We start from the raw sequence: 25,876 nt of genomic DNA on the forward strand, positions 1-25,876 counted from the left end.
GCGTCGCACGTCCGATCCGGTTGCCACGCCTTCGCCGCGGCACGCAGGGCACGCCGGAGACTGCGCGGCGAACGGACGGCGCCGGTCTCGTCGCGCAGGGGCGTGCCGAACACCTGGAGCCTGCGCTGCTTGCGCCCGCACGCGCACACCGTGCGGCGGTAGCACCGGAGCACAGCGGATCCGTTCGTCACCCGTACCCTGCCGCGCCAGATCATCCGTGCCCCCTCGTGTTCGTCGCTCCGGTGTGGAGACGGCGCACCCCCGCTCGGCATGTCGCCAAACGGACCGACACGTTCGGATGCGATCGGGGTCACAGCCCAGCGCGGTCAGGTGTGGCGGCGCCGCAGCCGCCGCCACGCCAGCTTGTAGGGGTCGACTTCGAGGACCCGCCCGGCGCGCACGTCCGTCCGGGCGCGGGCCAGCGCGCGCCGGGCTTCCTGCACGTCGATGCCGTACTCACGGCACCGCGCGAAGAAGGCGCGCAACGCGTCGTTCCCACCCACCCGATGATGATCGTCCGCAGGGCCTTCCCAAAACGTTGATCAACTGATCGTGTCACCGACGATCGCGGTGCCCGCGTGCAGCGCCGCACGCGCTGGGCCTGCTCCCTGTGGAACCAGCGTTGACCACGGTCCCGGCTCACCTCGACAGCCCACGCACACCGTGAGTAGCATCACCCTCGATGCGGGGTGGATCGCGCGAGGGGTGGTTCGGTAGTGGAGAGCCCGCCGGCGCACCGTCACGGCGACGAGGAACGTGAACGGACCACACAACCGGCGGGAGACGCGGTGTCCGCGGCGGTGACGACCCTCCTGACCCGCTGGCGGGCGCGCTCACACGAACTCGGCTGGCCCGCGGACCTCGACTGGGAGACCGACGCGGCGCCCGCCGTCGTCGAGGCCTGCCTGACCGGCAGCGGCCTGCTCCCCGCGCTGCGCGAACTGGCCGACCAGCGCCTCGGCTCGGCCGCCACGGACAGTGACTTCGAGCGCGACGTCGACGCACTCGCTTCGTGCCTGCCCGGGGCTACGCTGGGGCCCGCCCCCGCGGACCTGGTGGCGGCCGCCGCCCGCGCGGTGCGGGAGATCGTCGCCCGCGACGCACTCCTCGCGCACGGCACCGATCCCGTGACCGGGTTGCGGACCCGCTCCGCCTTCGTGCACGACCTGACCTCGCCCGGCTACGGCGACGTGGACCCGCACGTCGTGGTGGCGCGGTGGGAACCGGCGAAGGCGCCCTGGTCCGCGATGTCGGTGCGGACCACGATCGCCGACCACCTCCGGCCGCACCTCGGCCCCCGTGAATCCGCCGGATCCGTCGGCCTGTGCGACATCGCGGTGCTGGTGACGAGCCCGGAGCGGGCCGAGCAGCTGGGCGAACTCCTCCGCGGCCTGCCGGGAACGCCGACGCTCACGGTGTCGATCGCCGGGTGGCCACGGGGCGCCGATCCCGCGCGGCGGGCCGAATGGCTGCTCGACCTCTTCCCGTCCCTGGTGGACGAACCGCTCATCTGAGCAACTCGCCGAGGTCCCGCGCGCAAAAATGGAGTAGCGTTACCGTTTCGTGATAAGCGCCCGCCCGCGGTCGTGCCGTATCGGCTCGCCCAGCACAGCCGTTATCCGTAAAACCCGCCAATCACCCGTTGAGCGGACAGAACGCGAAATTATCCGCTCTCAGTAGTCCGAGTTCACCCAATCGGTTCGCCAAACCTGTAGTTGCATTCTTCACCTGGAAGTGCATTGGAGGAGGGGCTGATGGGTGACACCGCGACGCGGGAGCTGGCCGGCATGTCGGACGACGATCTGCTCGGCGAAGCTCGTGGGGGTGATCGCGAGGCGTTCGCGGTCCTGGTGCACAGACACCAGGCCGCGGTCCTGAGATACGCGTGCTCGGTCGCCCGCTGTCCGGCGGACGCGCAGGACCTGACCGCCGACGCGCTGGTGCGGACGATGCTGGCGCTGGAGGGCGGCGGCGGCCCGGCCACCAACTTCCCCGCCTACCTGCGGACCACGGTCCGCCGCCTGGCCATCGACCTCGGCGCGCGGAACGGGCGCGCCGTCGCGGCGGGCCTGTCCCCGGTCGTCGTCGAGCCGAGGACGCCGCCCCTGGACGAGCAACTGGAGGGCGACCGGAACCTGGCGGACGCGTTCGCGGCCCTGCCCGCCCGCTGGCGCCGCGTCCTCTGGATGGTCGAGGTGCTCGGGCACCGCCCCCAGGACGTGGCCGTCGAGCTCGGCATCGCGCCCGCCGCCGCGTGCTCGCTGCTGTGGCGGGCGCGGACGGCGCTGCGGCGGCAATACGAACTCCTCGCGTCCCGCGATTCGTGACCGCCGGATTTCATCACGCGTTTCATCAACCGTCCGCATTGTCCGGACTCACCGGCGCAGGTATACCGGAAGAGAAAGCGTATTCCCGTCGACGGCCACGGAGGACCAACCCGGTGCGGATTTCGGTGCTGGGCAGCGGGATCGTCGGTCGCACCCTGGCCGCGCGGCTGGTCGAGCTCCGGCACCGCGTCGTGATCGGGAGCCGCGACCCCGGGCAGCCGCACATCACCAGATGGGTCCGCGCGGCGGGCGAACTGGCACGGGCCGGCACCTACGCGGAGGCGGCGCGATCAGCGTCGATCGTGGTCAACGCCACCGCCGGAACGGCCACTGTGGACGCTCTGCGCGCGGCGGGCGAGGCCGAACTCGCCGGCAAGGTGCTGATCGACGTGGCGAACCCGGTCAGCGACCCGGCGGCGGACCCGCCCCCGATGCGGACCGGCGAGCGCAGCCTCGGCGAGGAGATCCAGGCGTTGTTCCCGCAGACCAGGGTGGTCAAGGCGCTGAACACGGTGAGCCCGTCGGTGATGGTGAACCCCAAGCGCGTGCCCGGCGGGCACGTCGCGTTCCTCGCCGGCGACAGCAGGCAGGCCAAGACGATGGTGACCGGCCTGCTGCGTGAGTTCGGCTGGCCCGCGGACGCGATCGTCGACCTCGGCGACATCACCGGCGCCCGGTCGATGGAGATGCTGTTCCCGCTGCGGCAGCGGCTGAGCAGGTCCCTCGGGCACACCAACTTCAACCTCGGGGTCCTGCACGCCTGACGGCGCTAGGACGCCTGCCGCCGCTCGGCGTCGGGCTGCCCGGGCACGACGAGCAACCCCGCCCGGAACGCCAGGGCGACGGCGTGGGTGCGGTCCCGCGCGGCGAGCTTGCGCAGCACCCCGCGGACGTGGGTCCGGATCGTCTCCACCGACAGCAGCAGGCTCGCCGCGATCTGCGTGGTGCTGAGCCCTTCGGCGATGAGCTGCAGCACCTGGTACTCGCGCCCGCTCAGGGCGGGTCGCGGCGCGACCGGAGGTGGCTCCTCCCCCGCGATCTCCCGCGGCAACAGCAATCCCCGCAGCTGCCCGTCGACGTGGATCTGCCGGGTCGCTGCGGAGATCGCCTCGGTGATGCGCAACGGGTCGGCCGCGCGCGCGACCACCCCGCGCGCCCCCGCGCGCAGCAACTCGCCGAGGTGGGCGCGGTTCAACTGGCCGGGTTCCAGCAGCACCACCACCGCGACCGTGTTCCGCACCCCGGTCAGCAGCGGGATGAGCTGTGGCTGGCGGTTCACGCCCGCCCCGAGCAGGACGACGTCGGGGTGCGCGTGCTCGACCAGGCGGAGCAGGTCCGGCGCGGTGCCCGCGTGCCCGGCCCAGCGCATCGTGGTGCTGCGCCGGACCAGCGCGAAGAGCCCCTCGCGGAAGAGCGGAAGCGAGTCCGCCACCGCGACCCGGATGCCGGCTCTGCCGTGGACGGCGGAAGTCGTGGACAAGGTTGTTCCTCCTCTGGTTGCGGTTGTCAGCGCAGCAGCCGCCGGATCCCGGTGACCGGGCCGATCGCGTCGATGTCCGCGATCCGGACCGGCTCACCGGGGCGGGACGCGTGCACCGCACGCGACCCGTCGATCGCGACGGCGACGTGGCTGACGGGCTGGTAGTAGAAGACGAGATCGCCGGGGCGCACCTGGTCCCGCGGCACGGGGACACCCACCTCCGCCTGCGCTGCGCTCGTGCGCGGCACGGCCAGGCCGGCGGACCGGAACGCGGCCAGCACGAGGCCCGAACAGTCGTAGCTGCCGGGCCCCTCGGCGCCCCACACGTACGGTTTGCCGAGCTGCGCCAACGCGAACCGCACCACGTTCCCGCCATCGCCCTCCGCGACCGGCGGCAGCGCGTCCACCCGGCGCTGTTCGTCCACCCGGTTCTGGGCGTCCTGGACGCCGCGAAGGGCGGCGTCGCGCCGTGCTCCGGCGGCCGCGAGCGCATCGGCCGCCGCGGTGCGGGCGGCTTCGGCCTGTGCCAGGGCATCCGCGGACGTGGTGACCGCGGACTCGGCCTGGCGCACGGATTCGTCGGCCGCCCGTACCTCGGCGAACTGGTCGGCGGCGACGAAATCGAGCAGGGGCAGGGCGGCCCGGTAGTCCAGCGGCGCGCGGTTGTCCAGCACCGCGAACTCCCGGCCACGGCGGAACTCCGCGGAGACCCCGGAGTAGAAACCGGCCACGCGCGAGCGGGCCGCCACGGCAGCGGACCGTGCCACGCGCAACGCCTCGCCGGTGGACCCGTTGCCTGCCCGCGCGGCCGACAGGTTCAGCTCAGCCGCGGCGAGTTCGGCTTCCTTGCCGCTCACTTCGCTCTGCACGGCGGTGAATTCGTCCTGGGCGCGCCGGAGTTCCTGGTACGCACTGTCCACGTCGAGTCGCGGTGCGGCCAGTGCCGGCCCGGCCCCGAGCACGGCCGTCAGCCACACCACGACCAGCAGCGTCATCCTGACCACACCGAACAGACCGGCCGGCGCGGCGGAACCTGACGCGCAGCGGCGGATCAGGGCGGGAAAAGACCGGCCCGGATCGCGAGCGCCACCGCGTGCGCCCGCGACGACGCGCGCAACTTCGTTTTCGCCGTGCGCAGGGCGGATCGGGCGGCGGCAGGGGTGAGACCGAGTTCGGCCGCGGTCTCCTCCGCCGTCATCCCGCGCGCGGCGCACTCCAGGACCGCGATCTCCTGCGCCGTCAGGCCGGTCACCCGGTTGCCGGGCGTCCGGGCCACCGCGGCGACCTCGGCGAGCGCGCCGAGCACGTTGCCCGGCAAACCGTTGCGGAGCAACGCCCAGCTGATGACGCCGTCCACGCCGGGCGGCGGTGGTGCGTCCTCGGCCAGCAGCAGCACGACCGCGGACGGCGCCGCCGCGCGGATCTCGCGGCACAACGCGGGCACGTCGTCCACTTCGCCGTCGACGATCACGATGTCCGGATCGGACTGTCGCACCGCGCGGAGACCCGCGACACTCGTGTCCGCGATCTCCCACCGCGGCGCCGGACCTCCCGGCTGGGCCGACCGCAGCGCGCGCGCGCGAGCCGGGTCCTCCCCGACGTACATCGCGACGAGGGCGGCCGCGGGCATCCACCAACTCCTGTGTGTCTTCAAACCGGTGACCCGAGACTAGTTGATCTTGTGCGCACCGAGCGGGTGAACCGCAAGGACACTGTCAGTAGCAGTAAGCGCTTCCAGACGATCACTTCTCCGCGGTGGTTACTATCCGAGAAGTGCACGACGGCAGCTCGCTCGACGAGTTCCCCGCAGAACTGCGCCGGATCGTCGGCGCGCAGGACTGGGACGAGCTGGAGGACTTTTGCGACCGGCACTGGCTGGCGTTGCCCGCGGACCTGGCCGCGACGCTCGTCGCCGCGCTCGGGTCGATCCCGCCCGAAGTCCTGCACGGCAGGCCGCGGCTGGTGATCGCGTGGCTCACCAACGCCCACGCGCTGGCCGGCCCCGCGGACGCGGAACTGCGCGCGTTCCTCCGGCGCTACATGGAAGTGGGTGCGCGGATGGCCAACGAGTTCGACCTGACCGCGGACGTCCCGCCCGCCACGCTGATCGCGCTGGGCACCGCGAAGCTCGTCCAGTTGCGGGGGCAGGGCAGCCTGGACGAGGCGGACGAGCTCGGCGAGCAGCTCGCGCGGCGGGTGGACGAACTCCGCCCGCTGCCGCGGGAACGGTCGACCTTGCGGCCCGGATGGCTTGCGCTGCAACGAGGTCTGACCCGGTCGCTGGCCGGTGACCTGGACGGCGCCACCGCCCTCTACCAGCTGGCGCACGAGCAGGCGCGGGCCGAGCCGCTCACGCACTTCGCCGGGATCAACGCCGCGGCTAACCTGGCCATGGTGTTCGCGCACCAGGGCCAGCAGGAGGCGGCCGCCCGCTGGATCAAGACGATGCGGTCGTACCCGCCGCCGATGCCGTCGGTCGCCTTCCTCGGCACCGTCGGGGCGACGATCGCCGAGGGCTGGCTCGCGCTCGACCGGCACGACCGGGACGGCGTGGCGGCCGCGCTCGCGGTGACCGGCGACGGCACCAAACCGATCGAGGTGTGGCCGTTCGTCGCGGCCATGGTCGGCGCGGCCGCGCTGCACTTCGGTGATCCGGCGGACGGGCTCGACCAGCTCGAGCGGATTCGGATCAGCAGGCAGGCCACCGCCGGGCCGGGCATCGCGCAGCAGGTGCTGGACCGCGCCAGGGCCGACCTGCTGATCGCCGCCGGACAGGGAAACCGCGCGCTGCGGATGCTCCGGCGCGAAACGGCCGCGGTGCCGGCTTGGCTGGCGGTCCCGTCGGCCCGGCTGCACCTGCTGGCGGGCGACCACCGGCAGGCCAGGGCGATCGCCGCGCGCAGCGTGTGGGACGCGGGCACGCCGCGCCGCGACAAGGCGCAGCTGCTGCTCGTGCACGCCGTGGCCGCGCTCCGGATGGGTGACCGGGAAGCCGCCCGCGGCGCCGTCCGGATGCTGTCCTCGGTCCGCGAGCCGGACGAGGTGGCGTCCCTGGCGACGCTGCCCGCGGCCGAACGCGCGGAACTCCTCGGCGAGATCGAGCTGACGGAGACCGCCGCCGCGCGCCTGGACCACGCGCGCCCGGTTTTTCCGGAGCGGATCGACCTGGTGGCGCTGACCAACCGCGAGCACCGGGTCCTGACCGAGCTGGCGCAGGGCCACTCGCCGCAGGAGATCGCCCGCAGCCTGGTCGTCTCCGTGGCGACGGTCCGCTCCCAGTTGCAGAGCGTCTACCGGAAGCTGGGCGCCTCGAACCGGGACGAGGCGATCATGCGCACGTACGAGCTGGGCCTGCTCTGAGCCGGGGTGGCACACGCTCGCCGGGAACACCGCCCGTCCCACCCCCTTCGACCCCAGAGCCGGACGGCGTCCGCCGGCGAGCTTCGCGGCCCCCCGCACCACTCAGACCGGGCAGGGGCCGCGGACATGACGCGGTGGGTCAGGGAGTTCGGCCGTCGCCGGCGAGGAACGCGGTGAGGTGCCGGGCCTCGTCGTCGACGGCGATCCGCTCGGCGCGGGTGAAGCGGCGCAGCGGGGTGACGGTCACGGTGTCCGCTTCGACGGTCCAGGTGGCGGCGACGCGGCCGTCGACCAGCACGACGCGCTCACCGGCCACCGAGAGGTTGCGGTGGGCGTCGTCGATGATGCGGGCGCGGTCCTGGTAGCCGAGGATCGCGTTGTCGAACGCGGGCAGGAACCGGATCGGGGCGGATGTGCCGGGGTCGGGGCGCGGTGCGTCGGGCAGGTCGAGGAGTTCGCGGCCGTGTTCGTCGCGGAAGGCGACCAGTTCGTCGCGGATGGCGGCCACCGCGGCGGGCAGCCCGGCGAGGCCGCTCCAGGCGCGCAGGTCGGCCACGGTGGCCGGGCCGAAGGCGGCCAGGTAGCGGCGCGCGAGCGCCTGCCCGACGGGATCGGCGCCGTCCTCGGGGAGCGGCTCGACGTCGCGTCCCAGCCAGGAGGACAGCCGGACGTTCTGGACGCCCGCCTTGGCGCGCCACAGCCCGCGCGGCGGCACCTGCACCGTCGGCACGAGTGCGGCGATCGCGAGTTCGCCCAGCGGGCGTGGCCCCGCGGACGGCCAGCGCCCGGCGAGCGCCCGCCCGATGTCGGCCATGGTGCACGGCTCGTCACGGGCCAGCTCCGCCCGCGCCGCCGCGGCCACTTCGCCGGGGTCCACGCCGTCCAGCTCGCGCCGGTAGACGCCGAACACCCGCTGGCGCAGCATCGCGTCGTGGCGGCTCCGCCAGGCCAGGACGTCGTCCGCCGTGACGAGGTGAATGGTGCGGCGCATGAGGTGCGTGCGGACGACCCGCCTGCCGGTCAGCAGCTCGTCGAGGGCGGCCGGCTGGAACCCCCGAAGCCGCGACCACAGCCCGACGAACGGTTCCTGGGGCTCCTGGGCCTGCAAGCCGCACAGGTGGGAGACCGCGTCCACGACCGGCAGATCGGCCCGCTCGAGGAGCAACTGGCGAGCCAACGCCGCCCGGTTGAGGGCCCTGCTGTCCATAGTGGTCACGGTGCCCATGGTCGCAGGGGAAGCGGTCAGGTGGTGTCCTCTTTCCGGGCTGCTGGGTGCAGATCGCCTGCTGTCGCGGGCAGGAACAGGCGGTCGAGGTGGTAGGCCAGGATCGCGTGGGCGTCGTCGGTGCTGCGCTGGCCGACCAGCACGCTGGTCCCCAGTCCGTGGCTGAGCGCCAGCAGTCTCGCGGCTTCCGCGCGGTGGTCCCTGCCGGGGTGTAGTTCACCCCGGGTGGCGGCGTCGGCCAGGATGTCGGCGAGTTCGCGTTCGCGCCGGTTGGGGCCGTCGACGAACGGGTGCGCGGCGAGGTCCGGGTCGGTCATGGCCAGCACCGCGTACGAGGTCCATACCAGGTGGTGCGCGCGGCTCTCGGCATCGGTCGGCAGCGCCTCGGCGAGGAAGCCTTCTGCGATTGCCCGCGTCGACGACTGGGCATCCCGCGTCCTCTCTCGCCAGCGTTCGACGCTGCGCCGTTCGAGGTGTTCAAGCGTGCCGTGCAACAGTTCGGCCTTGGTGTCGAAGTAGTACTGCACCAGGCTGACCGACACCCCGGCTTCTGCGGCGACCGTGCGCATCGTGACCGCGTGCAGCCCCTCGCGCGCCGCGACCCGGACCAGCGCCTCGGCGATCTGCGCGCGGCGTTCGGCGTGATCGACGATCTTCGGCACCACTTCCTCCGCTCGGTCTTTATAGTACGCATGTATATAATACGCTTGTACAGTAAAGGGGTCGACGTGGGGTCCGACGAGGCGAAAACCCGGGGCAGAGCGCTGCTGGCGTTGTCGTGTGCGGCGCAGTTCATGGTGGTGCTCGACGTCTCGGTGGTGAATGTCGCGCTGCCGTCCATCCAGTCCGCACTCGGGTTCAACGCTGCGGACTTGCCGTGGGTGGTCAACGCCTATGCCGTGGTCTTCGCCGGGTTTCTGCTGCTCGGCGGCCGACTCGCCGACGTCTGGGGACGGCGCCGGACCTTCCTGGGCGGCCTCGCCCTGTTCACCGCGGCCAGCCTGGCCGGGGGCGTCGCCGGCACGGCGGGGCTGCTCACGGCGGCGCGGGCGGTGCAGGGACTCGGCGCGGCGGTGCTCGCCCCGGCGACGCTGACCGTGCTGATGGCGGCGTTCCCCGAGGGCGCCCGGCGGACGCGGGCGCTGGCCGTGTGGACGGCGGTCGGGATAGCCGGCGGCACGGCGGGCAATCTGCTCGGCGGCGCGCTGACCGAGTTCCTGACGTGGCGGTCGACGTTGCTGATCAACGTCCCGGTCGGGGCGCTGGCCCTGGTCGCCGCGGTGAAGCTGCTGCCCGCGGACACCGGCCGGGCGTCGCGGCCGCGCCTGGACGTTCCCGGTGCCGTCGCCGTCACCGTCGGCCTGGGCGCGCTGAGCTACGGCGTCAGCCGGTTCGCGGACGGCGGCGGCCACGGGCTCGCGATCGCCGCCGTCGGAATCGGTATCACGGCATTGACGGCGTTCGTCCTGATCGAGTGGCGGGCCGCGGGGACACCGTTGATTCCGCTGCGGCTGTTCACCAGTCGCGCGATCCTGGTCGGCAATGCCGTGATGCTGCTAACCGGGGCGTGCCTGAACCCGATGTGGTACTTCCTCGCGCTGTCCATGCAGAACGTGCTGCACTACAGCGCTGTGCAGACCGGACTCGGTTTCCTGCCGCACACGCTGCTGAGCATCGCCGTCGGCACGTGGCTTACGCCGTGGCTCATGCGGTTCGTCCGGCACCAGCTGCTCATCGTCGGCGGCGCGCTCCTGGCCGCAGCCGGCTTCGGGTGGCAGAGCGCGCTCACTCCCGGCAGCGGCTACCTCGTCGGCATCGCCGGACCGGCGATCCTGATCGCGCTCGGCTCCGGCCTGCTCAACACCCCGCTGACCACCACCGTCACCGCCGGAATCGACCCGGCCGACGCGGGTGCCGCCTCGGGATTGATGAACACCACGAAACAGGCCGGCGCCGCCCTCGGTCTCGCCGTGCTCGTCGCGGCGACCGGCACAACGGCCACCACGCCTGAGCAGTTGGCCGCTGCCTACGGCCACGCGTTCCTGCTCATCGCGGCCATTCTGACGGCGGCTGCCGCGGTTGCCTTCGCGATTCCCGGACGAGCCCGGCAGCTTGCGTCAACGGGCTCCTCGTAGCGGATCAGGCGTCCGCCGGAGCACGACGCCGCTCGCCGCGACGACCGCGATACCGCGACGAGCCGGGTAGGGCGCCGGGCTGGTGCCTCCCTCTGCGCAGCACCAGCCCGGCGACCAGGTCAGTTGTCCCACGGGTGCCCGGCGACCACCGAGTTACTCCACGGATGCCCGGCGACCACCGAGTTGTTCCAGTCGTGCCCCGCCACCACGGAGTCGTTCCAGTCGTGCCCGGCGACCGCGACGAAAGCCGCCGCCGCCAGAACCGCCGTGACGATGCCCTTGATGCGCATGCCTTCCCCCTGACGAGTCGAGGTAACTGTCCTGCGCAGCGTCCCGCCACCGTGCATCACATCTGCATCACGGGCGCCCCGGCCGCCGCCGGCGAGTGGTTGTCTGGACCGCGCCATGGATATTCGGGTACTGGGGCCGGTCCAGGTGCTGGCCGGAGACCGCCCGGTGCGGGTGTCGGGGCCGCGGCAGGAACGCGTCCTCGCCGCGCTGGTCCTCGACGCCGGCCGCGTCGTCCCGGTGTCGCGGCTGGTCGAGGTGGTCTGGGACGGCGATCCCCCGGCGACCGCGGTGCGCCAGGTCCGCAACGTCACCTCGGCGCTGCGCCGCGCGCTCGTCGCGGCCGGGTTCCCCGACGACGTCCTCACCGCCACCGGCCCGGGGTTCGTCCTGAACCCGCCGGACAGCGACCTGGCGCGCTTCGAACGGCACGCCGCGGCCGAGGAGTACCGGGAGGCGCTGGCGTGCTGGCGCGGCCCGGCACTGGCGGGCGTCACCAGCCACGCCCTCGCCGGCGAAGTCGCCCGGCTGGAGGAAAAACGGCTGACGATCCTGGAAGCGCACCTGTCCCGTGCGGGCGACATCGCGGAACTGACCGCCGCGGTCGCCCAGCACCCGCTGCGCGAAGGGCTCGCCGCGTTGCTCATCCAGGCGTTGTGGCGGCAGGGACGCACCGCCGACGCCCTGCTCACCTACCGGCGCACCCGGGACCGGCTGGCCGCCGAACTCGGCGTCGAACCCGGACCGGCCCTGCGCGCCCTGCACGCGCGGATCCAGCGGGACGGCAGCGCGTGCTACCTGCCCTACCGGACGCCCGACTTCACCGGACGCAGGCGCGAGCTCGACCTCGTGCTCGGCGCCTTGCACGGCGGGAACGTCGTGCTCGTCCACGGGATGGCGGGCGTGGGCAAAACGGCTCTCGCGGTGCACGCCGCGCACCGGGCCGCTTCCCGCTTCCCCGACGGCCAGTTGTTCGTCGACCTCCACGGCTACTCGCCGGGCCGGGACCCACTGGATCCCGCGGCCGCGTTGTCGTCCCTGCTGCTCCAGGTCGGCGTCCCGGCGCCGCAGCACCCGGGCAGCCTCGACGACCGCGCCGCGTTGTGGCGAGCACGCACCTCCGGCCGGGCGCTGCTGGTCCTGCTCGACAACGCCGCCGGGGCGCACCACCTCCTGCCGCTGCTCCCGGGGTCCCCGTCCGTCGCGGTCCTCGCCACCAGCCGGCGCCGCCTCACCGCGGTCGACGGCGCGGTGCCGGTGCCGCTCGACGTCCTGCCCGAAACCGACGCCGCCGCGCTGTTCACCGCGGTCTCCGGACGACGCGACCACGGCGTGGCCCGGCTGTGCGGCGGGCTCCCCCTGGCGATCCGGATCGCCGCGTCCCGCGTGCGCCACCAACCCGGCCGGGCCGCCGAACGCCTGGCCGGCCGGCGATCGAGGCTCCGCGAGCTGCGCACCACCGACCGCGACATCGCGGCGGCGTTCGCACTGTCCTATCGCGACCTCGGCGAACCCCAGCGGTACCTGTTCCGCGTCCTCGGCATCCACCCGGGCCCGCTCGTCACCCCGGACGCCGCCGCGGCGCTGACCGGGCTCCCGGACACCGAACGCCTGCTGGACGACCTGTGCGACGCCCACCTGCTGAGCCGCCCGCACCCGGACGGGTACACGTTCCACGACCTGCTGGCCGAGTACGCCCGCGACCTCGTCCGGCCCGGCGAAGCGAGGGCCGCGCGGGACCGGTTGCTCGGCTACTACCGCGACGGCGGCGACACCGAGTGGCACGTCCGGGAACGCCCGAACCTGCGCGCAGTGGCCGAGTTCGCGCTCGCGCAGCGGTGTGAGGTCCACGCGTGGCGCATCGCCGACCACGCCGCCCAGTTCCTGCGTGTCCGGGGGCACCGGGACGACTTCGTCGCCGTGGCCCGCGCCGGGTTCGCGGCCGCGGAACGTCTCGGGGACACCGAGGCGTTGCTGCGCAGTCTCGACAACCTCGCCAACGCCCAGTGGGACAGCGGTGACCTCGACGCGGCGATGACCACGACGCGACGACGTCTCCGGCTGGCCGTCGACGATCCGGCGGCCCAGGCGAGCGCGCTGTCCCGGATCGGCACGCTGCACGGCATGCGGGGCGACTACCGGACGGCGATCACGTACTACCGGCAGGCGCTCGACGTGCCGGCCGACGAGCGCCTCACCGCGCTGGTGCTGGGCAACCTCAGCCACGCGCAGGAGATCCTCGGCGACTTCGCCGACGCGCTCACCTCGATCTCCCAGGCCCGTGACCTGCGCGAACGCACCGACGACCGGCACGGTTCGGTGCTCAGCGACGCGCAGTACGCCCACGTCCTCGCCCGGCTGGGACGGACGCGCGACGCCGTCGGAACCGCGTCCGAGGCCGTCGCGAGGGCCGTGCGGCTCGGCTACCCGTTCGGCGAAGCGTGGGCGCGCACGGACCTCGCGGACGTGCTGCTCGCCGCGAACCGGCCCGCCGAAGCCCGCGAGCACGCCGGACGCGCCCGTGACCTGCTGATGCACCTCGACCACCCCCTCCTGCTCGCCATGGCGGCCAACAGCCTGGGCGACGCGCACCACGCGCTCGGCGAGACAGCGCTCGCGCGCGAGTGCTACGGCCTGGCGCGAGAAACCGCCACGCGGGTCGGCTACCGGCGCGAGCGGGAGCGGGCAGAGCGCGGTCTCGCACGTGATCTCGGCGATACCGGCGTAACGGATCGCGGCCGTCGGCGACGAAGGCGGTGAATCGTGTCCGGCGCTCTACCGAGGGGGTGTGCTCGTGTCCGCATGGTTCCCCTCGCGCGCCAGAAGACGCGTGTGGACACTCGTGACGGCCATCGCGGTCCTCGCCGCGGGGCTGGCCGGCCTCGACTGGATCAACATCGGCGCGAACCCCGTGGGCGAGGTGGCGAAGGCGCGATCGGTCAGCCGGCTCCTGCAGCCGGAGGTGGGCGCACCGCCCCGGATGACCCGGCTCGCCGGGCACCCGCTGCTCGCCCACGACGTCAAGCTCGCCGACGTCACCTGCAAGCTCCCGCCGTTCGACACCCCGCCCGAACCGCTGCAGGCCTACTACGAGGCCGCGGTCGGGTGCATGGAAGCGGCCTGGGCGCCGGTGTTCGCCGCGCTCCGCGTGCCGATCCGGCCCGTCACGATCAACGGGGCGGACGACATCCCGCGCAACCTCTGCGGGCGGCCGTCCGCGGACGAGGCGGCCGCGATGTACTGCTCCGCGAACACCACGATCTACATGCCGCGCAGCCGCGTGCTGGTCCCCGGCGGCGACGCGCGGTACCAGCGGGCCGTGGTGCTGCCGATCCTCGCCCACGAGTACGGGCACCACATCCAGTACCTCAGCGGCATGCTCCGGGCGGCCGAGCGGGCGCAGGACGACGCAGGCCACGGTTCGGCGGCCGCGCTGGAGACGACCCGCCGCGTCGAACTCCAGGCGACGTGCTTCGCCGGCCTGTTCCTCGGTGACGCCGCACGCGGCGGATCGATCACGAAATCCGCCGCGGAAGAGATGATGGACACCTTCCACACCACCCTCAGCAGCGAAACGCACGGCTCGCGGTTGAACCAAGCCGACTGGGCGGACCGCGGCCACCGGACCAACGCCACCGCCCAGTGCGACACGTGGACCGCCCCGGCCGACGACGTGGGCTAGTTCCCCAGTGCACGCTGGGGAAGTTCCCCGAAGGTGCGAACGGGCGGTCTCAACCTGCACGACCTCACCGCCGGGGCAGCGCCGCCATGGCCGTCCTCGAATTCCGGCGGTCACCACCTCGGCATCAACACCACCCTCGGCGGCACGGCCGGCGCCAGCACGTTCGCCCCCCACCCACCTGGCGGGCAACCCGCCGTCTACACCAACGCCGACGGCGGAGAGGTGCAGCCCTTCGCGGCCAGAAAGCCGCCCTCTACCAGGGCGAGGAAGTCGCGGCCATGGTCTGCGCGCCCGGCAGCACCTGCGACTACCCCACCGGCACCGGGCTCTCCGGCGCGGATCTCACCGACGAGCAGAAGCAGCTTCTCCTCAACCCGGGCCGAACGCCTACATCGAGTTCGCCAGTCAGCAGGGTTCGGCGGGCGCCGACGTCGACGGCGTGAACACCTCCGGCTGGGGCCACGTCCACACCATCTACCGCGACCCCACCAACGAGTACGCGAACAGCGCCACGCAGCAGGAAGCCACCGGCGGCAAATGGGTGCCGGCGCCCCGCCGGCAGGCGGCACCCCACCCGCGGGCAACTGACGCCTCGACTGGCAGTACCTCTCCTGGTTGCGCTCCCGTACCCGGCGCCTTGACCTGCGCGCCCTGACGATCTTCGTGACACCACCACGCCAGCACCCGGGCCTAGATTGAACGCTGTTTGCCTTTGGTCGCAACGAAACCCGGGAGGGTGTGGATGCGCAAGCATTGGAGACCGGCGATCACCGGCGCGGTACTGGCTCTGGGATTGGCTTTGCTGCAGACGCCGTCGGCGTCGGCGGCTTCGGCCGACGGTTCCTGGTCGGTGACGCCGGTGGACGGCGGCTACCGGATCACTCTGACGCTCGACAAGCGGCTCCCGGCGCGGGACGCGTCGCCGGAACTCGCGGTCGACGGCCGGTCCCTCGGTGAGGCGCAGGAGTCCCGGGACGGCCGGACGCTCACCCTGGTGACGACCGATCCCGCCGCGGCGAACCCGTCGTCGGTGCGGGTGGCGTGGCAGGGCGTGGTGCCCGGCACGAGCACCCGCAGTGCCGCCACCGCGACCGACGTGGCCGCCGGGACGCCGATCACGTCCGCGCCCGAGGCAACGGGACGCTACGGAGTCACCCGCGCCGACTACGACTTCGGTGACACCGCGCTCCAGCTGTCCGGGTTGACCGGCGTGCCGGTCGAGGAGCGGGCCGCGGTGTGGGTGCCGGTCGGCGCGTCCGGCAAGCGGCCGGTGGTGGTGTTCCTGCACGGCCGAGCGGACGCCTGCTACGACCCGGACTCCGGCGCGTTCGACAACGCGAACTGGCCCTGCGTCAACGGCCTCGAGCCGGTGCCCAGCTACCTCGGCTACGCCCGGCCGGCGGAAACCCTCGCCAGCCAGGGTTACGTCGTGGTGTCGATCAGCGCGAACGCGATCGGCGCCTTCGACCAGAGCACGGCGTCGCCCGACCGCGGTGGCCTGGCCCGCGGCCAGCTGGTGATGGCACACCTCGACCTGCTCGCCAAGGCCGACGCAGGCACCGCGGCCGGGATGAGCACCGTGCTCAAGGGCAAGCTCGATCTCGGCAACGTCGGCCTGATGGGCCACTCCCGCGGCGGCGACGGCGTGGTCCGCGCCGCACTGCTCAACGCCGCCCGCCCCACCCCGTACGGGATCAGGGGCGTGCTCCCGATCGCCCCGATCGACCGGACCCGCCCCGCACTGACCGACGTGCCGATGGCCGTGCTGCTGCCCTACTGCGACGGCGACGTCTCGAACCAGGAAGGCCAGCACTTCTTCGAGGACTCGCGGTACACGAGCGGCACGGACACCGCGCTGAAGTCGTCGTTGCTCGTGATGGGCGCGAACCACAACTACTTCAACGACGTGTGGTCAAAGCTGTACGGCGACGACTGGGACCTCTACGTCGACCCGGCCGACCCGGCCTGCGGCAGCACCACGGCGGGCAACACCCGGCTCACCGTGGACGAGCAGCGGGCGGCAGGCGTCGCCTACACCGCCGCCTTCTTCCGCATGACCCTCGGCAGGGAAAGCGCTTTCCTGCCGATGTTCCAGTCCGGCTCCGGCAGCGCGGTCCAGGTCGGCGCGGCGACGGTGCTGCAGGCGACGCAGTCGCCCGCCGCGCAGCGGCTCGACGTCGCTCCGCTGCAGGCGCCGGCCGCCAACGTCGCGTTCTCCGGCAAGGTGCTCGGCCAGTACTGCGCGAGCATCGCCGGCGCCTCCCCGCAGAGCGGCCTGCCCTCGTGCACCGACTCCACCGCCACCAGCCGCTTCCCGTCGTTCACCCCGGTGACCCACACCGCGAACGTGCCGGCCACTCCGATGCTGCACCTGACCTGGGCCGGCGGTGGCCAGATGACGGCCGCCCTGCCGTCCGGCCGGTACGACGTCAGCGGCTACGGCGCGCTGACCCTTCGGGCGGCGCCGGACGCGGGCAACACCGCCGCGGATCTGCGGCTCACCGTCGTGGACGGCGCCGGCCGGACGCAGTCCACCACCGTCTCGGCCCTGAGCGGCGCGCTCTCGCCGCTGCCTGCAGGGAACGAGGACCTGCTGCCGAAGACGTGGTTGCGCACCGTCCGCTGGCCGGTCGCCGCGATGACCGGGGTGGACACGACCGACATCCGGCAGATCCGGATCACGACGGCGACCACCACCGGCGGGGTGCTCCTGTCCGACCTCGCGTTCACCACGCCGTCCGTCGGCACGGGTGCGCCGACCAAGCTGTCGCAACTGTCCGTCAGCGACACGACGGCCGACGAGGACGCCGGCAACGCGACGGTCGCCGTGCGGCTGTCCAAGGCGAGCAGGCTGCCGGTGACCGTGCACCTGCAGGCCATGGCCGGTCCGGGTACCCAGATCACCGCGGCGGCCCAGCAGGTCACGATTCCCGCCGGGCAGACCACCGCCACGGTGACCATCCCGATCAAGGACAACTCGACGGTGGACGCCAGTGCCGACACCCGGTACGAAGTCGTGCTCGGCTACCCCACCAACGCAGTGACCGGCAAGAACACCGCCTACGCCACCGTCCACGACGACGAAGCATGATCCCGGCAGCGGGGGTTTCCCTCACGCAAGGGGAACCCCCGGCACCGCCAGCCCGAGGACGCACCGGAAACACTCCTCGCCTTCGGGTTGTTCCTCGCCTCAACCTGACGTCCCAGGTGGAGCCGCCCCGGCTGCCCCCTGCCTCCGTCGTACACTGCGCCGTTCGGGACGGTCCGAAGGAGGACGCCACCAATGAGATCCAGTGCCCCGAACAGCTCCTACGGCTACCCGGGCCATCCGACGGGCACGGACATGCCCGGACTGATGAGGGCGGCGCGGGTACTCCTGTTCGTCATGGGTGGCCTGCAGCTCACCGTCGGCGTGCTCGTCGCCGGCCTCTTAGGCGGCATCGTCGCCAACGACGGCGGGGGCATCGCCGATGCCGTCGCCGTCGTCGGTGTGCTGCTGGGCCTGGGTGCGCTGTCGATCATCCTGGGAACGAAGTTCGCCACCGGCGGTGGCGGTGTCCGGGTCACCACGATCGTGTACGCATCGCTGATGATCGTCGCCTGCGTGGGCGGCCTGGGCCTGGGGGACGGCTTCGGCCTCATCTTCACGGGCGGCCCGGTCATCGGGTTCGCCTGTAGCGGCATGATCCTGGCGTTGATGGCCACCGCCCAGGCCGGCGCCTGGTTCAACCGCCCGCGGTAGGCGCTGAGCAGCACGGCACCCACACACGCGCGCGGGTCCCGCCGTGGCATGCCTACACCAACCCCATGCAGGACACCGAAAAGAAAATCGCCCGACCTGCTACCGTGAGCAGATCGGGCGATCTTGACGACTGTGGAGCTAAGGGGACTCGAACCCCTGACCCCCACACTGCCAGTGTGGTGCGCTACCCCGCCTGACCTGCGGCTTTAGAGAATTCCCTGGTCGGCTGGGGCACTCTGGGGCAGTTGAGCGCCGTTCGATGCCGTTGAACGCCGCTACAGGCATGGCCGTGCCCCAGTTTTGCCCCAGGGGCAAGCCGCGTGAAACGGAGCGGGAATCCCGGTTGCCATTTGGGACGCCGCAGACCGACAGGTCATCGTCGTGCGTCACCTGGCCTCGCTGGGCTGACCGAACGAGGCCGCTGACTTGAGTGGGGCGCGACCTGATCCGCCGTTGCCCGCTGGTGATCGCTTGCGGGCAGACTGCTGGCAGCGACTGCAGGCGCCGAGGTGGAACACCGTGGATTCGTATCTGATTGCCCGCTCCTGACTATCACGGCTAACTCCGCGCAAGTGGGCATGTTGTTGCCACGCCCGGAGAGCTCCGTCGTCAGTCGATGGGCAAGGTAGCCGGGGCGACGATTGCCGTAATGGCGATGGCGGCGGCGATGACCAGCACGAGGTTGGCGAATCCGCTGCGGATCGTGTGTGCCGGCAGCCGACGGCCGAGGCGGGCGCCCGCCAGGGCGGTCAGGGTGGCAGCGCTGCCGAAGATGCCGGTGGGAGTCCAGTCCAGTGGCGCGTCGGCATGCGCGGAGAGCCCGGCGGCGGAGTTGAGCACGATGATGACCAGCGACGTGGCGACCGCTTCACCGGCGTCGAGCCCGAGGAGAAGGGTCAGGGCGGGCACGATGAGGAAGCCACCGCCCACGCCGAACAGCCCGGTCGGCAGCCCGACCACGATCCCGGCGGCGAGGGCCTTGGGCAGGCACGCCCGCCAATTGACCCGGCCGCCGCTGTTCCGGCACGCCGCCGCACCGGTGCCGGTGGGTTCGCGGAGCATCCGGACGGCGACCAGGGCCATCAGGACGGCGAACCCGAGTAGCAGGAACCGTGGCGGCACCAGACGCCCGATCGCCGCCCCGGCGAAGGCGGCGGGGACACCGGCGGCGCCGAAGACCAGCGCGACCGGCCAGCGTACGGTGCCGGACCGCAGCCGCGGGATCACCGCCGCCGCCGAGGAGACGCCGACGACAAGCAAGGAGGCGGGGATCGCGGAGGCGGTGAATCCGGAGATAGGCCCGCGCAACCGGGCAATCACCTCTCCCAGGGCCGGTGAGGAGCGCGATGCCGATGGCGATCAGGACGACTCCGCCCGCCTGCTGGATGCGTCGGATGTGGCGGCGCAGCCAGCCCCTGGCGATCACCGCGCATCGGGCGCCCACGGCGAGCAGCAGGAACGGCAGGCCGAGCCCCAGGCAGTACGCCGCGATCAGCAGCAGGCCGCGCCAGGTGGTGGGGCCGACCTGGGTGCCGCTGGCCAGGGCGATGACTCCGGCCAGCGCCGGGCCGAGGCAGGAGGTCCAGCCCAGGCCCTACACCGCGCCGAGCAGCGGCTGCGCGCCCGCGCGGAGAACGCCGCCGAGCAAGCGCCGGTACCGGTGCGGGTCGTGCCCGGCCACGCCGACGCCCCGCCGGTCGAGAACGACAGCCTTGATGCCGCAGTCGCGTCGCTCGTGCTGTGCTCCGTGCCCGACATCGCCGGTGCGCTCGCCGAGATCCGCCGGGTCCTCCGGCCGGGCGGCGAGCTGCGGTTCTTCGAGCACGTCCGGTCAGCCAAGCCGTGGTTCAGCCCGCTGCAGGACGCCATTACGCCGCTGTGGTCGCGAGCGGGCGGCGGCTGACACCTCAACCGGGACACCGCCGCGGCCATCCGGGCGGCAGGCTTCGACATCGACGAACTCGACCGGTTCTCCTACGCGCCGTTGCGGTGGGTTCCGGCGCACGCCCACATCCTCGGCCGCGCCCACCCGGTGCGCTGAGCGAAGAGGTCAGCCACCCAGCGGGTCACACATTGCGAAGCCGGCCGCGGTGAGCAGCACGGTGACCAACGGGCCGACGACCAGCAGCGCCGACAGCGCGGTCAGCAGCAGACGTGCCCGCATCCGGCCGGCCGGGCCGGGCGGCGCGGCCAGGCGCTGGGCACGGGCGAGCACACCGACGCCGGTGGCCCCGAGCGCACCGCGCAGGATCGGGGCGGCGTCGGACATGGCGAGCAGGGCGCCGAGGAGCGTGCGGGATCCGTGGGTGCGGGCCGCGGCGTCGTCGGCGCACATCTCCAGCAACCGGGCGACCTCGGCGGCACCGGTGGTGAACAGCTCGACCCTGGGCAGGATCGCCGCCAGTCCCCGTACAACGGCGAGGATCAGGTGGTGCCGTCCGGCCAGGTGGGCCCGCTCGTGGCAGAGCACCGCGTCGAGGTGGGGCTCGTCGAGCGCGTCCAGTGCCGCGCTGGTGACCACGATCGTGTGCGGGCGTCCGGCGACGCAGTACGCGGCCCGTTCGGGCGCGTCGAGGACCACCGCCTCCAGCCCGGCCACGTGTCGCCCGGCCAGGCGAGCCATCCGGGCGTGCTCGTGGGTGCAGGCCCGCGCCCGCAGCAGGGACCGTGCCAGCCGCCAGGCCAGTCGGCCCACCGCCGCGGCGGCCATTGCGGCGAGCACGAGCAGGCCGATCTGGACGAGCACGCCGTACCGGCCGAGGGCGCTCTGCTGCAGCATCGCGAAGCAGGCGCTGACCACCGTGTCGCCCGGCTGGGTCCAGTCCCGGACGAGTTCGCCGGCCAGGAACCCGGCGGCGACCGCCCAAGACGCCACGACGCTGCCGATCGCGACCAGCCACACGGTCACGCCGAGTCGCGGCGCCACCCCGGTGCGGGTCAGCCTGGTCAGCAGGCCGGGGCCGAGCACCACGACAGCGAAGCTGTAGAGCAGCAGGCAGGCCGCGACACTCATTCCGCCTCCCCGGTCGAGGCCAGACGCCGCAGCGCCCCCTTCAGCGTGGCGGACTCCTCGTCGGTCATCTGCGCCAGGAAGTGGGTCAGCACGAGATCGGAGTTTCCGCCCGAGGTCATCGCGTCCCGCATCAGCCGGGCGCTGTACTCCTCCCGCGTGAGCGTGGGCCAGTAGCGGTATGCCTTGCCCTGGCGTTCCCGGTCCAGCCAGCCCTTGCGGTGCAAGTTGTCCATCGTGGACATGACCGTGGTGTAGGCGATGTCCCGCTTCTTACGCAACTCGTCGAACACCTCGCGCACCGTGGTCTTGCCCTCGCGGCTCCACAGGCGGTCGATCACCACCGCCTCCAGGTCCCCGAACCCGCGCACACCGCCTCCCGATCCTCGTCTCGCCCATCCCAGCCTACGGCGCTGGGCCACGCGATCCGTCGCCGCTGGTCACCAGCCGGTCACCAGGGGAGCAGGTCGGTGCAACAGCGACCACACACCACCAAGCTACTATCTACGTACGGAGACCGTAGATGGGAGTGGCGATGCAGAACCTGCTGCTGACCCTGGCGGCGCTGGCCTGCCCGATCGGGATGGGCCTGATGATGCTGCTGATGGCCCGCCAGAGCCGGTCACGCCCGCCGACCGCGCCGTCCGGCGGCGCCGAGCAGGAGCTGGCGCGGCTGCGCGCCGAGGTGGCCGACCTTCAGGCTGAGCGGTCGGACATGCCGGAGGCTGGCCGTGGGTGAGCTGCTGCTCGGGACCACGCTGCTCGCGTCGTTCCTCGGCGGGGTGGTCGCGTTGCTGGCGCCGTGCTGCGTGTCGGTGATGCTGCCCGCCTACCTGGCCACCGGCTTCCGGCACCGCGGCGGGGTCGTGCCCGCGACGCTGGTGTTCGGCGCCGGAGTGGCCACCGTGATCCTGCCGATCGGACTGGGCGCCACGTTCCTGAGCAGCCTGCTGGTCAGCCAGCACCTGTGGATCTTCTCCATCGGCGGTGCACTGATGATCCTCGGCGGGATCGCGGTCCTGGCCGGTTGGAAGCCGAACCTGCCGATGCCCGGCGCCCGCACCGTCAAGGAAGGCAGCTTCGGCTCCGCCTACGTACTCGGCGCGTTCTCCGGCGCGGCCAGCGCCTGCTGCGCCCCCGTGCTGGCCGGCGTCGCCGTGCTCTCCGGTGCCGCCGCCTCCTTTCCCGCGGCGCTGGCGATCGGCGGCGCCTACGTCGCCGGGATGGTCGCGCCGCTCGCCCTGGTCGCACTGGTCTGGGACCGTCGCCGGGAACGCGCCGCGCGGCTGCTGACCGACCGGACGCTGCGGCTGCGGCTGGGCCGCTGGCAGCGCCGGATCGCGCTGGGCAGCGCCGCGGGCGGGCTGTTGATGATCGCCATGGGCGTGCTCGCCCTGGTGCTGGCCTTCACCGGCCCCGGCATGCCCAGCGGTGGCTGGCAGACCGAGCTGAGCGCCTGGCTGCAGCACGCCAGCAGCGTCGTGGTGAACGCCCTGGCGTGGATCCCCGGCTGGGCGTTGCTCCTCGTGCTGCTGCTCGGCTTCGCTCTGCTCCTCCACCGCGCCCTCCGCGCCCGGCGCACCGCGGTCCCTGTCGAGACGAGCAGCACCTCGTGTGCGGGCGAGGACGAGACCGATTTTGGGCCGATTCCCGTGACCGTCGAAGAGGGGAACCGACGTGAGCAAGACCAGCAGTAAGACCGCGAAACGGACCCCGGCGGGCAAACGCGCTCGCCAGATCCAGACACGCCAGCGCCAGCAGGCACAGGCTGCGGCGCGGTCGGTGCGGGAGGCGCGGGATGACTCGTCGCGCCGTCCGGTGTGGATCATCCTCGGGGTAGTGGTGGTCGTCCTCGCCGTCACCGTGCTGTACCTGATCTACCAGAACTCCCCGAGTCAGCAGAGCCAGCAGAACAGCACGACGGGTGGGAGCGGTTACCAGCACGTGGCCGGTCAGCCCGGTGCCGGCGCCCCGGCTCCGGAATTCACCCTGGCCTCCGCCAGCGGTGGGCGGGTCAGCCTGGCCGACTTCCGTGGCAAGAACGTCCTGCTGTACTTCCAGGAGGGTCTCTCCTGTCAGCCGTGCTGGGACCAGATCCGCGACCTGGAACAAAACCAAGCCGCGCTCAAGAACGCGGGCGTGGACGCCGTGGTGTCGATCACCACCGATCCGGCTCGCCTGATCGGACAGAAGATGGCCGACGAGAAGCTGTCCACCCCGGTACTGTCCGACCCGGACCTACGGGTATCCCGCGCCTACACCGCCAACCAGTACGGGATGATGGGCGAGATGCGCGACGGCCACAGCTTCATCCTGGTCGGCCCCGACGGGATCATCCGCTGGCGCGCGGACTACGGCGGCGCACCCGACTACACCATGTTCCTGCCCACCCAGAAGATGCTGGCCGACCTCACCGCGGAACGGAAACCGTGACCGAGCCGGTGCAGATCACCCTGCTCACCCAGCACGACTGCGGCTTCTGCGACCAGGCCAAGCAGGTGTTGAACCGGCTGGCCGACGAGTACCCGTTGCAGGTCAGCGAGATCGACCTGGCCAGCCCGGAAGGCCAGCGCCTGGCCACCCAAGCCGGGGTGTTGTTCGCGCCCGGTGTGCTGGTGGATGCCCAGCCGTTCTCCTTCGGGCGACTATCCGAACGCAAGCTCCGCCGCAAACTCAACACCCGCGTCCACACATGACCAAGCCGACCTGGCGTCGGACACTGGGCCGAGTAGCCGTCCTACTGGTCGTGCTCGTGACCACGACGCTGGCGGGCGCGGCACCGGCTAGCGCGCACCCGACGCTGCTGTTCACCGAACCGGCCACCGACACGGCCGTGCCGGACACTCCTGCGGTCGTCACGCTGGTGTTCAACGAGACCGTCACGATCGGGCCGCGCGCCATCACTCTGCTCGACAGCGCGGGCCGCCCGCTACCGATGGGCGACACCAGCACGGCCAGGGATGGGACCGTCGTTACCGCGCGCCCCGTGGGTGCGCTGCAGCCGGGCACCTATGTGGTGCGCTGGCAGGTGACCGGGTCGGACGGTGATCTGGTCGACGAGGAGTTCCGCTTCGCTGTCGGCACGGCCGTCACCGGTGCCACCGCGAGCAGCGGCAGCCAGGTGTCCTGGGTCGAGGCCGCGCTGCGCTGGCTGCTGTTCGCCGGCCTGGCGGTCGCCCTGGGCGGCGTGGTCGGCAAGCGCCTCACCCGCTCGGCACGCACGGAGAATCCCACACTGCACCGCGTGCGGTCCTGGGTCGTACCCGGCGGGCTCGTCGGCCTGCCCGGGGTCGCGGGGCTGGCGGCGCTGCTGGTCACCGACACCGGCACTGTGAGCGCCCTGTGGCAGGGCCGTGCAGGCCAGCTTCTTCTCGCCGAGGCCGCCGGCCTGGCGGTAGCCCTCGCGCTGGCCGCGCTGGGGCGTCAACCATGGGCCGCGGCACCGTTGCTGGTGGTCGTCGCCGCGGAAGGGCTGCGCTCCCACGCGAACGTGGCCGCGCCCGGCTGGGGCGCGGTGCTCACCGGCGTGCACCTGGCCGCCGTCGCGATCTGGGTCGGCGCGCTGCTGCACGTGGTCCGAGCCGCCGTGGCATGGCGCCGAGAAAGGCCCGCCGTGCGGTGGGTGCTGTTCGGCTACGCCCGGCTCGCGGTGTGGGTGTTCCTCACCGCGGTTGCCACCGGCACCATCACCGCGCTCCTGCTCGTCCCGCTCCCCGCGCTGGTGACCACCACCTATGGACAGGTACTCCTCGTCAAACTCGCCCTGGTCACCGTCGTGGCCGGGCTGGCGCTCACCGCCCGCCTCGGCCTGCGCCGCGCCGAACACCTCGGCCGCGTACGTCGGCTGGCCCGGCTCGAAAGCACCGTGCTCGTCGCGGTGCTCGCGGTCAGCGCCGCGCTGGTCTCCACCCCACCGGTCGGCAGCCAGCCGCCGACCCCACCACCGGCGCGTGGACAGGTGATACCGCTCGGGACTCTGGCTGGGCAGATCGGCGTGAGCGCCGCCGCAAGCGACGGCCAGCTCGTGGTCCGGCTGACCACGCCGCGCCGGGGCGACTACTACGCACCCCAGGAACAGCAGGACTACACGCTGTCCGGGCAACAGGGCCGTGACCGCGAGACTGCCGCACCGCTGGAGTTCCGCGGCTGTGGCGTGGGCTGCTTCGTGTCCACCGTGGACTGGCACGAGGGTGACAACGTGGTGACCCTGCGGGCGGAGGCATCGACGTGGCGGGGCGGCACGGTGAGCCTGCTCGTTGCCTGGCCACCCCAATCCGGCGCCGACGAACTCGCGCGGGCGGTGGCGGCGTTGCGCACCGTCGAACGCGTGACCGTCTACGAGACCGTCACCAGCGATACCACCACCGGCGCGGGCACGCCCCAGAAGCTCGACCTGACCGGAGCGTTCTTCCTCTCCCAGGAGCCGTATGCGTCAGGCGTCGCGCCGATCGCCGCGCGGATCTCCCGTAGCGACCAACCGGTCCGGCTCGCGCTCGGCTACCCCGCCGCGTCGGCCAACGTCCTGCTCACCCTCGACAACCGAGGGCGGATCAGCGAGGAAACCCTCACCGACGACAAGCACCTCGTCCACCGCCGGTTCCTCTACCCCGACCACGACTGACCACAC

The 25,876-nt window shown here is 72.5% G+C and carries 25 protein-coding genes and 1 pseudogene; 15 read left to right on the plus strand and 11 right to left on the minus strand.

Features of this window, described 5'->3' with window-relative positions:
* Positions 1-326 precede the first annotated feature (326 nt).
* Complete coding sequence (locus tag L2C96_RS23385; RefSeq protein WP_020417649.1) at positions 327-503, minus strand: hypothetical protein; 177 nt, start codon at positions 501-503, stop codon at positions 327-329.
* A 297-nt stretch (positions 504-800) separates the two neighbouring features.
* Between L2C96_RS23385 and L2C96_RS23390 the strand changes: the two genes are divergently transcribed.
* The 3 genes from L2C96_RS23390 (at position 801) to L2C96_RS23400 (ending at position 3,091) form a co-directional block, all read left to right on the plus strand.
* Positions 801-1,514, plus strand: coding sequence for a hypothetical protein (locus L2C96_RS23390; protein WP_237337758.1), 714 nt, complete (start codon positions 801-803; stop codon positions 1,512-1,514).
* Between the two features lie 240 nt (positions 1,515-1,754).
* Positions 1,755-2,327 (plus strand): RNA polymerase sigma factor, encoded by a 573-nt coding sequence (locus L2C96_RS23395; protein ID WP_020417647.1) that lies wholly within the window; start codon positions 1,755-1,757, stop codon positions 2,325-2,327.
* 113 nt (positions 2,328-2,440) lie between these two features.
* Complete coding sequence (locus L2C96_RS23400) at positions 2,441-3,091, plus strand: NADPH-dependent F420 reductase (RefSeq protein ID WP_020417646.1); 651 nt, start codon at positions 2,441-2,443, stop codon at positions 3,089-3,091.
* A gap of 5 nt (positions 3,092-3,096) precedes the next feature.
* On the opposite strand, the gene L2C96_RS23405 is transcribed toward L2C96_RS23400, so the two are convergent.
* Genes L2C96_RS23405 through L2C96_RS23415 form a run of 3 tightly spaced genes read right to left on the minus strand, consistent with a single transcriptional unit; the run spans position 3,097 to position 5,437 of the window.
* A complete protein-coding gene (locus L2C96_RS23405) occupies positions 3,097-3,807 on the minus strand; it encodes a response regulator transcription factor (RefSeq protein ID WP_237337759.1) in 711 nt (236 codons plus the stop codon).
* 26 nt (positions 3,808-3,833) lie between these two features.
* A complete protein-coding gene (locus L2C96_RS23410) occupies positions 3,834-4,802 on the minus strand; it encodes a C40 family peptidase (protein ID WP_237337760.1) in 969 nt (322 codons plus the stop codon).
* 56 nt (positions 4,803-4,858) lie between these two features.
* On the minus strand, positions 4,859-5,437 hold the full coding sequence (locus tag L2C96_RS23415) for a response regulator transcription factor (RefSeq protein ID WP_237337761.1): 579 nt from the start codon (positions 5,435-5,437) through the stop codon (positions 4,859-4,861).
* Positions 5,438-5,580: 143 nt separating this feature from the next.
* Here L2C96_RS23415 and L2C96_RS23420 point away from each other — a divergent pair, with 143 nt between their 5' ends.
* Positions 5,581-7,167, plus strand: coding sequence for a LuxR C-terminal-related transcriptional regulator (locus L2C96_RS23420; RefSeq protein ID WP_020417642.1), 1,587 nt, complete (start codon positions 5,581-5,583; stop codon positions 7,165-7,167).
* 139 nt (positions 7,168-7,306) lie between these two features.
* Here the strand turns inward: L2C96_RS23420 and L2C96_RS23425 are convergent, their stop codons facing one another.
* Positions 7,307-8,374: a winged helix DNA-binding domain-containing protein gene (locus L2C96_RS23425; protein ID WP_237337762.1), complete on the minus strand. Its 1,068-nt coding sequence runs from the start codon at positions 8,372-8,374 to the stop codon at positions 7,307-7,309.
* 35 nt (positions 8,375-8,409) lie between these two features.
* A complete protein-coding gene (locus L2C96_RS23430; protein WP_237337763.1) occupies positions 8,410-8,961 on the minus strand; it encodes a TetR/AcrR family transcriptional regulator in 552 nt (183 codons plus the stop codon).
* 9 nt (positions 8,962-8,970) lie between these two features.
* Between L2C96_RS23430 and L2C96_RS23435 the strand changes: the two genes are divergently transcribed.
* Positions 8,971-10,527: an MFS transporter gene (locus tag L2C96_RS23435; RefSeq protein WP_308191177.1), complete on the plus strand. Its 1,557-nt coding sequence runs from the start codon at positions 8,971-8,973 to the stop codon at positions 10,525-10,527.
* 119 nt (positions 10,528-10,646) lie between these two features.
* Here the strand turns inward: L2C96_RS23435 and L2C96_RS23440 are convergent, their stop codons facing one another.
* Complete coding sequence (locus tag L2C96_RS23440) at positions 10,647-10,817, minus strand: hypothetical protein (protein WP_237337764.1); 171 nt, start codon at positions 10,815-10,817, stop codon at positions 10,647-10,649.
* 115 nt (positions 10,818-10,932) lie between these two features.
* On the opposite strand from L2C96_RS23440, the gene L2C96_RS23445 reads away from it, so the two are divergent.
* The 4 genes from L2C96_RS23445 (at position 10,933) to L2C96_RS23460 (ending at position 18,239) form a co-directional block, all read left to right on the plus strand.
* Positions 10,933-13,575, plus strand: a complete 2,643-nt coding sequence (locus L2C96_RS23445) for an AfsR/SARP family transcriptional regulator (protein ID WP_237337765.1) — start codon at positions 10,933-10,935, stop codon at positions 13,573-13,575.
* Positions 13,576-13,645: 70 nt separating this feature from the next.
* Positions 13,646-14,497 (plus strand): neutral zinc metallopeptidase, encoded by an 852-nt coding sequence (locus tag L2C96_RS23450; RefSeq protein ID WP_237337766.1) that lies wholly within the window; start codon positions 13,646-13,648, stop codon positions 14,495-14,497.
* A gap of 742 nt (positions 14,498-15,239) precedes the next feature.
* Complete coding sequence (locus tag L2C96_RS23455; protein ID WP_237337767.1) at positions 15,240-17,588, plus strand: poly(ethylene terephthalate) hydrolase family protein; 2,349 nt, start codon at positions 15,240-15,242, stop codon at positions 17,586-17,588.
* A gap of 192 nt (positions 17,589-17,780) precedes the next feature.
* On the plus strand, positions 17,781-18,239 hold the full coding sequence (locus L2C96_RS23460; protein ID WP_237337768.1) for a hypothetical protein: 459 nt from the start codon (positions 17,781-17,783) through the stop codon (positions 18,237-18,239).
* 609 nt (positions 18,240-18,848) lie between these two features.
* Here the strand turns inward: L2C96_RS23460 and L2C96_RS23465 are convergent.
* Together L2C96_RS23465 and L2C96_RS23470 are read right to left on the minus strand one after the other, a co-directional pair.
* On the minus strand, positions 18,849-19,466 hold the full coding sequence (locus tag L2C96_RS23465; protein ID WP_237337788.1) for a sulfite exporter TauE/SafE family protein: 618 nt from the start codon (positions 19,464-19,466) through the stop codon (positions 18,849-18,851).
* A gap of 57 nt (positions 19,467-19,523) precedes the next feature.
* Positions 19,524-19,881 (minus strand): annotated as a pseudogene (locus L2C96_RS23470) (cytochrome c biogenesis protein CcdA); the annotation flags it as partial.
* Here L2C96_RS23470 and L2C96_RS23475 point away from each other — a divergent pair.
* On the plus strand, positions 19,855-20,142 hold the full coding sequence (locus tag L2C96_RS23475; protein WP_237337789.1) for a class I SAM-dependent methyltransferase: 288 nt from the start codon (positions 19,855-19,857) through the stop codon (positions 20,140-20,142). The pseudogene L2C96_RS23470 and the gene L2C96_RS23475 sit on opposite strands and share 27 nt — an antisense overlap.
* A gap of 147 nt (positions 20,143-20,289) precedes the next feature.
* Here the strand turns inward: L2C96_RS23475 and L2C96_RS23480 are convergent, their stop codons facing one another.
* Complete coding sequence (locus L2C96_RS23480; protein ID WP_237337769.1) at positions 20,290-21,252, minus strand: M56 family metallopeptidase; 963 nt, start codon at positions 21,250-21,252, stop codon at positions 20,290-20,292.
* Positions 21,249-21,620 carry a BlaI/MecI/CopY family transcriptional regulator gene (locus L2C96_RS23485; protein ID WP_237337770.1) on the minus strand — a complete coding sequence of 124 codons (372 nt, stop codon included), beginning with the start codon at positions 21,618-21,620 and terminating at the stop codon, positions 21,249-21,251. The genes L2C96_RS23480 and L2C96_RS23485 overlap by 4 nt, the downstream gene beginning before the upstream one ends.
* A gap of 152 nt (positions 21,621-21,772) precedes the next feature.
* On the opposite strand from L2C96_RS23485, the gene L2C96_RS23490 reads away from it, so the two are divergent.
* Genes L2C96_RS23490 through L2C96_RS23510 form a run of 5 tightly spaced genes read left to right on the plus strand, consistent with a single transcriptional unit; the run spans position 21,773 to position 25,870 of the window.
* Complete coding sequence (locus tag L2C96_RS23490) at positions 21,773-21,988, plus strand: hypothetical protein (protein WP_237337771.1); 216 nt, start codon at positions 21,773-21,775, stop codon at positions 21,986-21,988.
* A complete protein-coding gene (locus L2C96_RS23495; protein WP_237337772.1) occupies positions 21,981-22,946 on the plus strand; it encodes a cytochrome c biogenesis CcdA family protein in 966 nt (321 codons plus the stop codon). The genes L2C96_RS23490 and L2C96_RS23495 overlap by 8 nt, the downstream gene beginning before the upstream one ends.
* A complete protein-coding gene (locus L2C96_RS23500) occupies positions 22,927-23,682 on the plus strand; it encodes a peroxiredoxin family protein (RefSeq protein ID WP_237337773.1) in 756 nt (251 codons plus the stop codon). The genes L2C96_RS23495 and L2C96_RS23500 overlap by 20 nt, the downstream gene beginning before the upstream one ends.
* Positions 23,679-23,945 (plus strand): glutaredoxin family protein, encoded by a 267-nt coding sequence (locus tag L2C96_RS23505; RefSeq protein ID WP_237337774.1) that lies wholly within the window; start codon positions 23,679-23,681, stop codon positions 23,943-23,945. Before L2C96_RS23500 ends, L2C96_RS23505 begins: the two co-directional genes overlap by 4 nt.
* Positions 23,942-25,870 carry a copper resistance CopC/CopD family protein gene (locus tag L2C96_RS23510; RefSeq protein ID WP_237337775.1) on the plus strand — a complete coding sequence of 643 codons (1,929 nt, stop codon included), beginning with the start codon at positions 23,942-23,944 and terminating at the stop codon, positions 25,868-25,870. The genes L2C96_RS23505 and L2C96_RS23510 overlap by 4 nt, the downstream gene beginning before the upstream one ends.
* Positions 25,871-25,876 lie beyond the last annotated feature (6 nt).

Origin of the sequence: Amycolatopsis tucumanensis (genome assembly GCF_021654135.1) — a bacterium.
GTDB classification, from domain to species: domain Bacteria; phylum Actinomycetota; class Actinomycetes; order Mycobacteriales; family Pseudonocardiaceae; genus Amycolatopsis_E; species Amycolatopsis_E tucumanensis.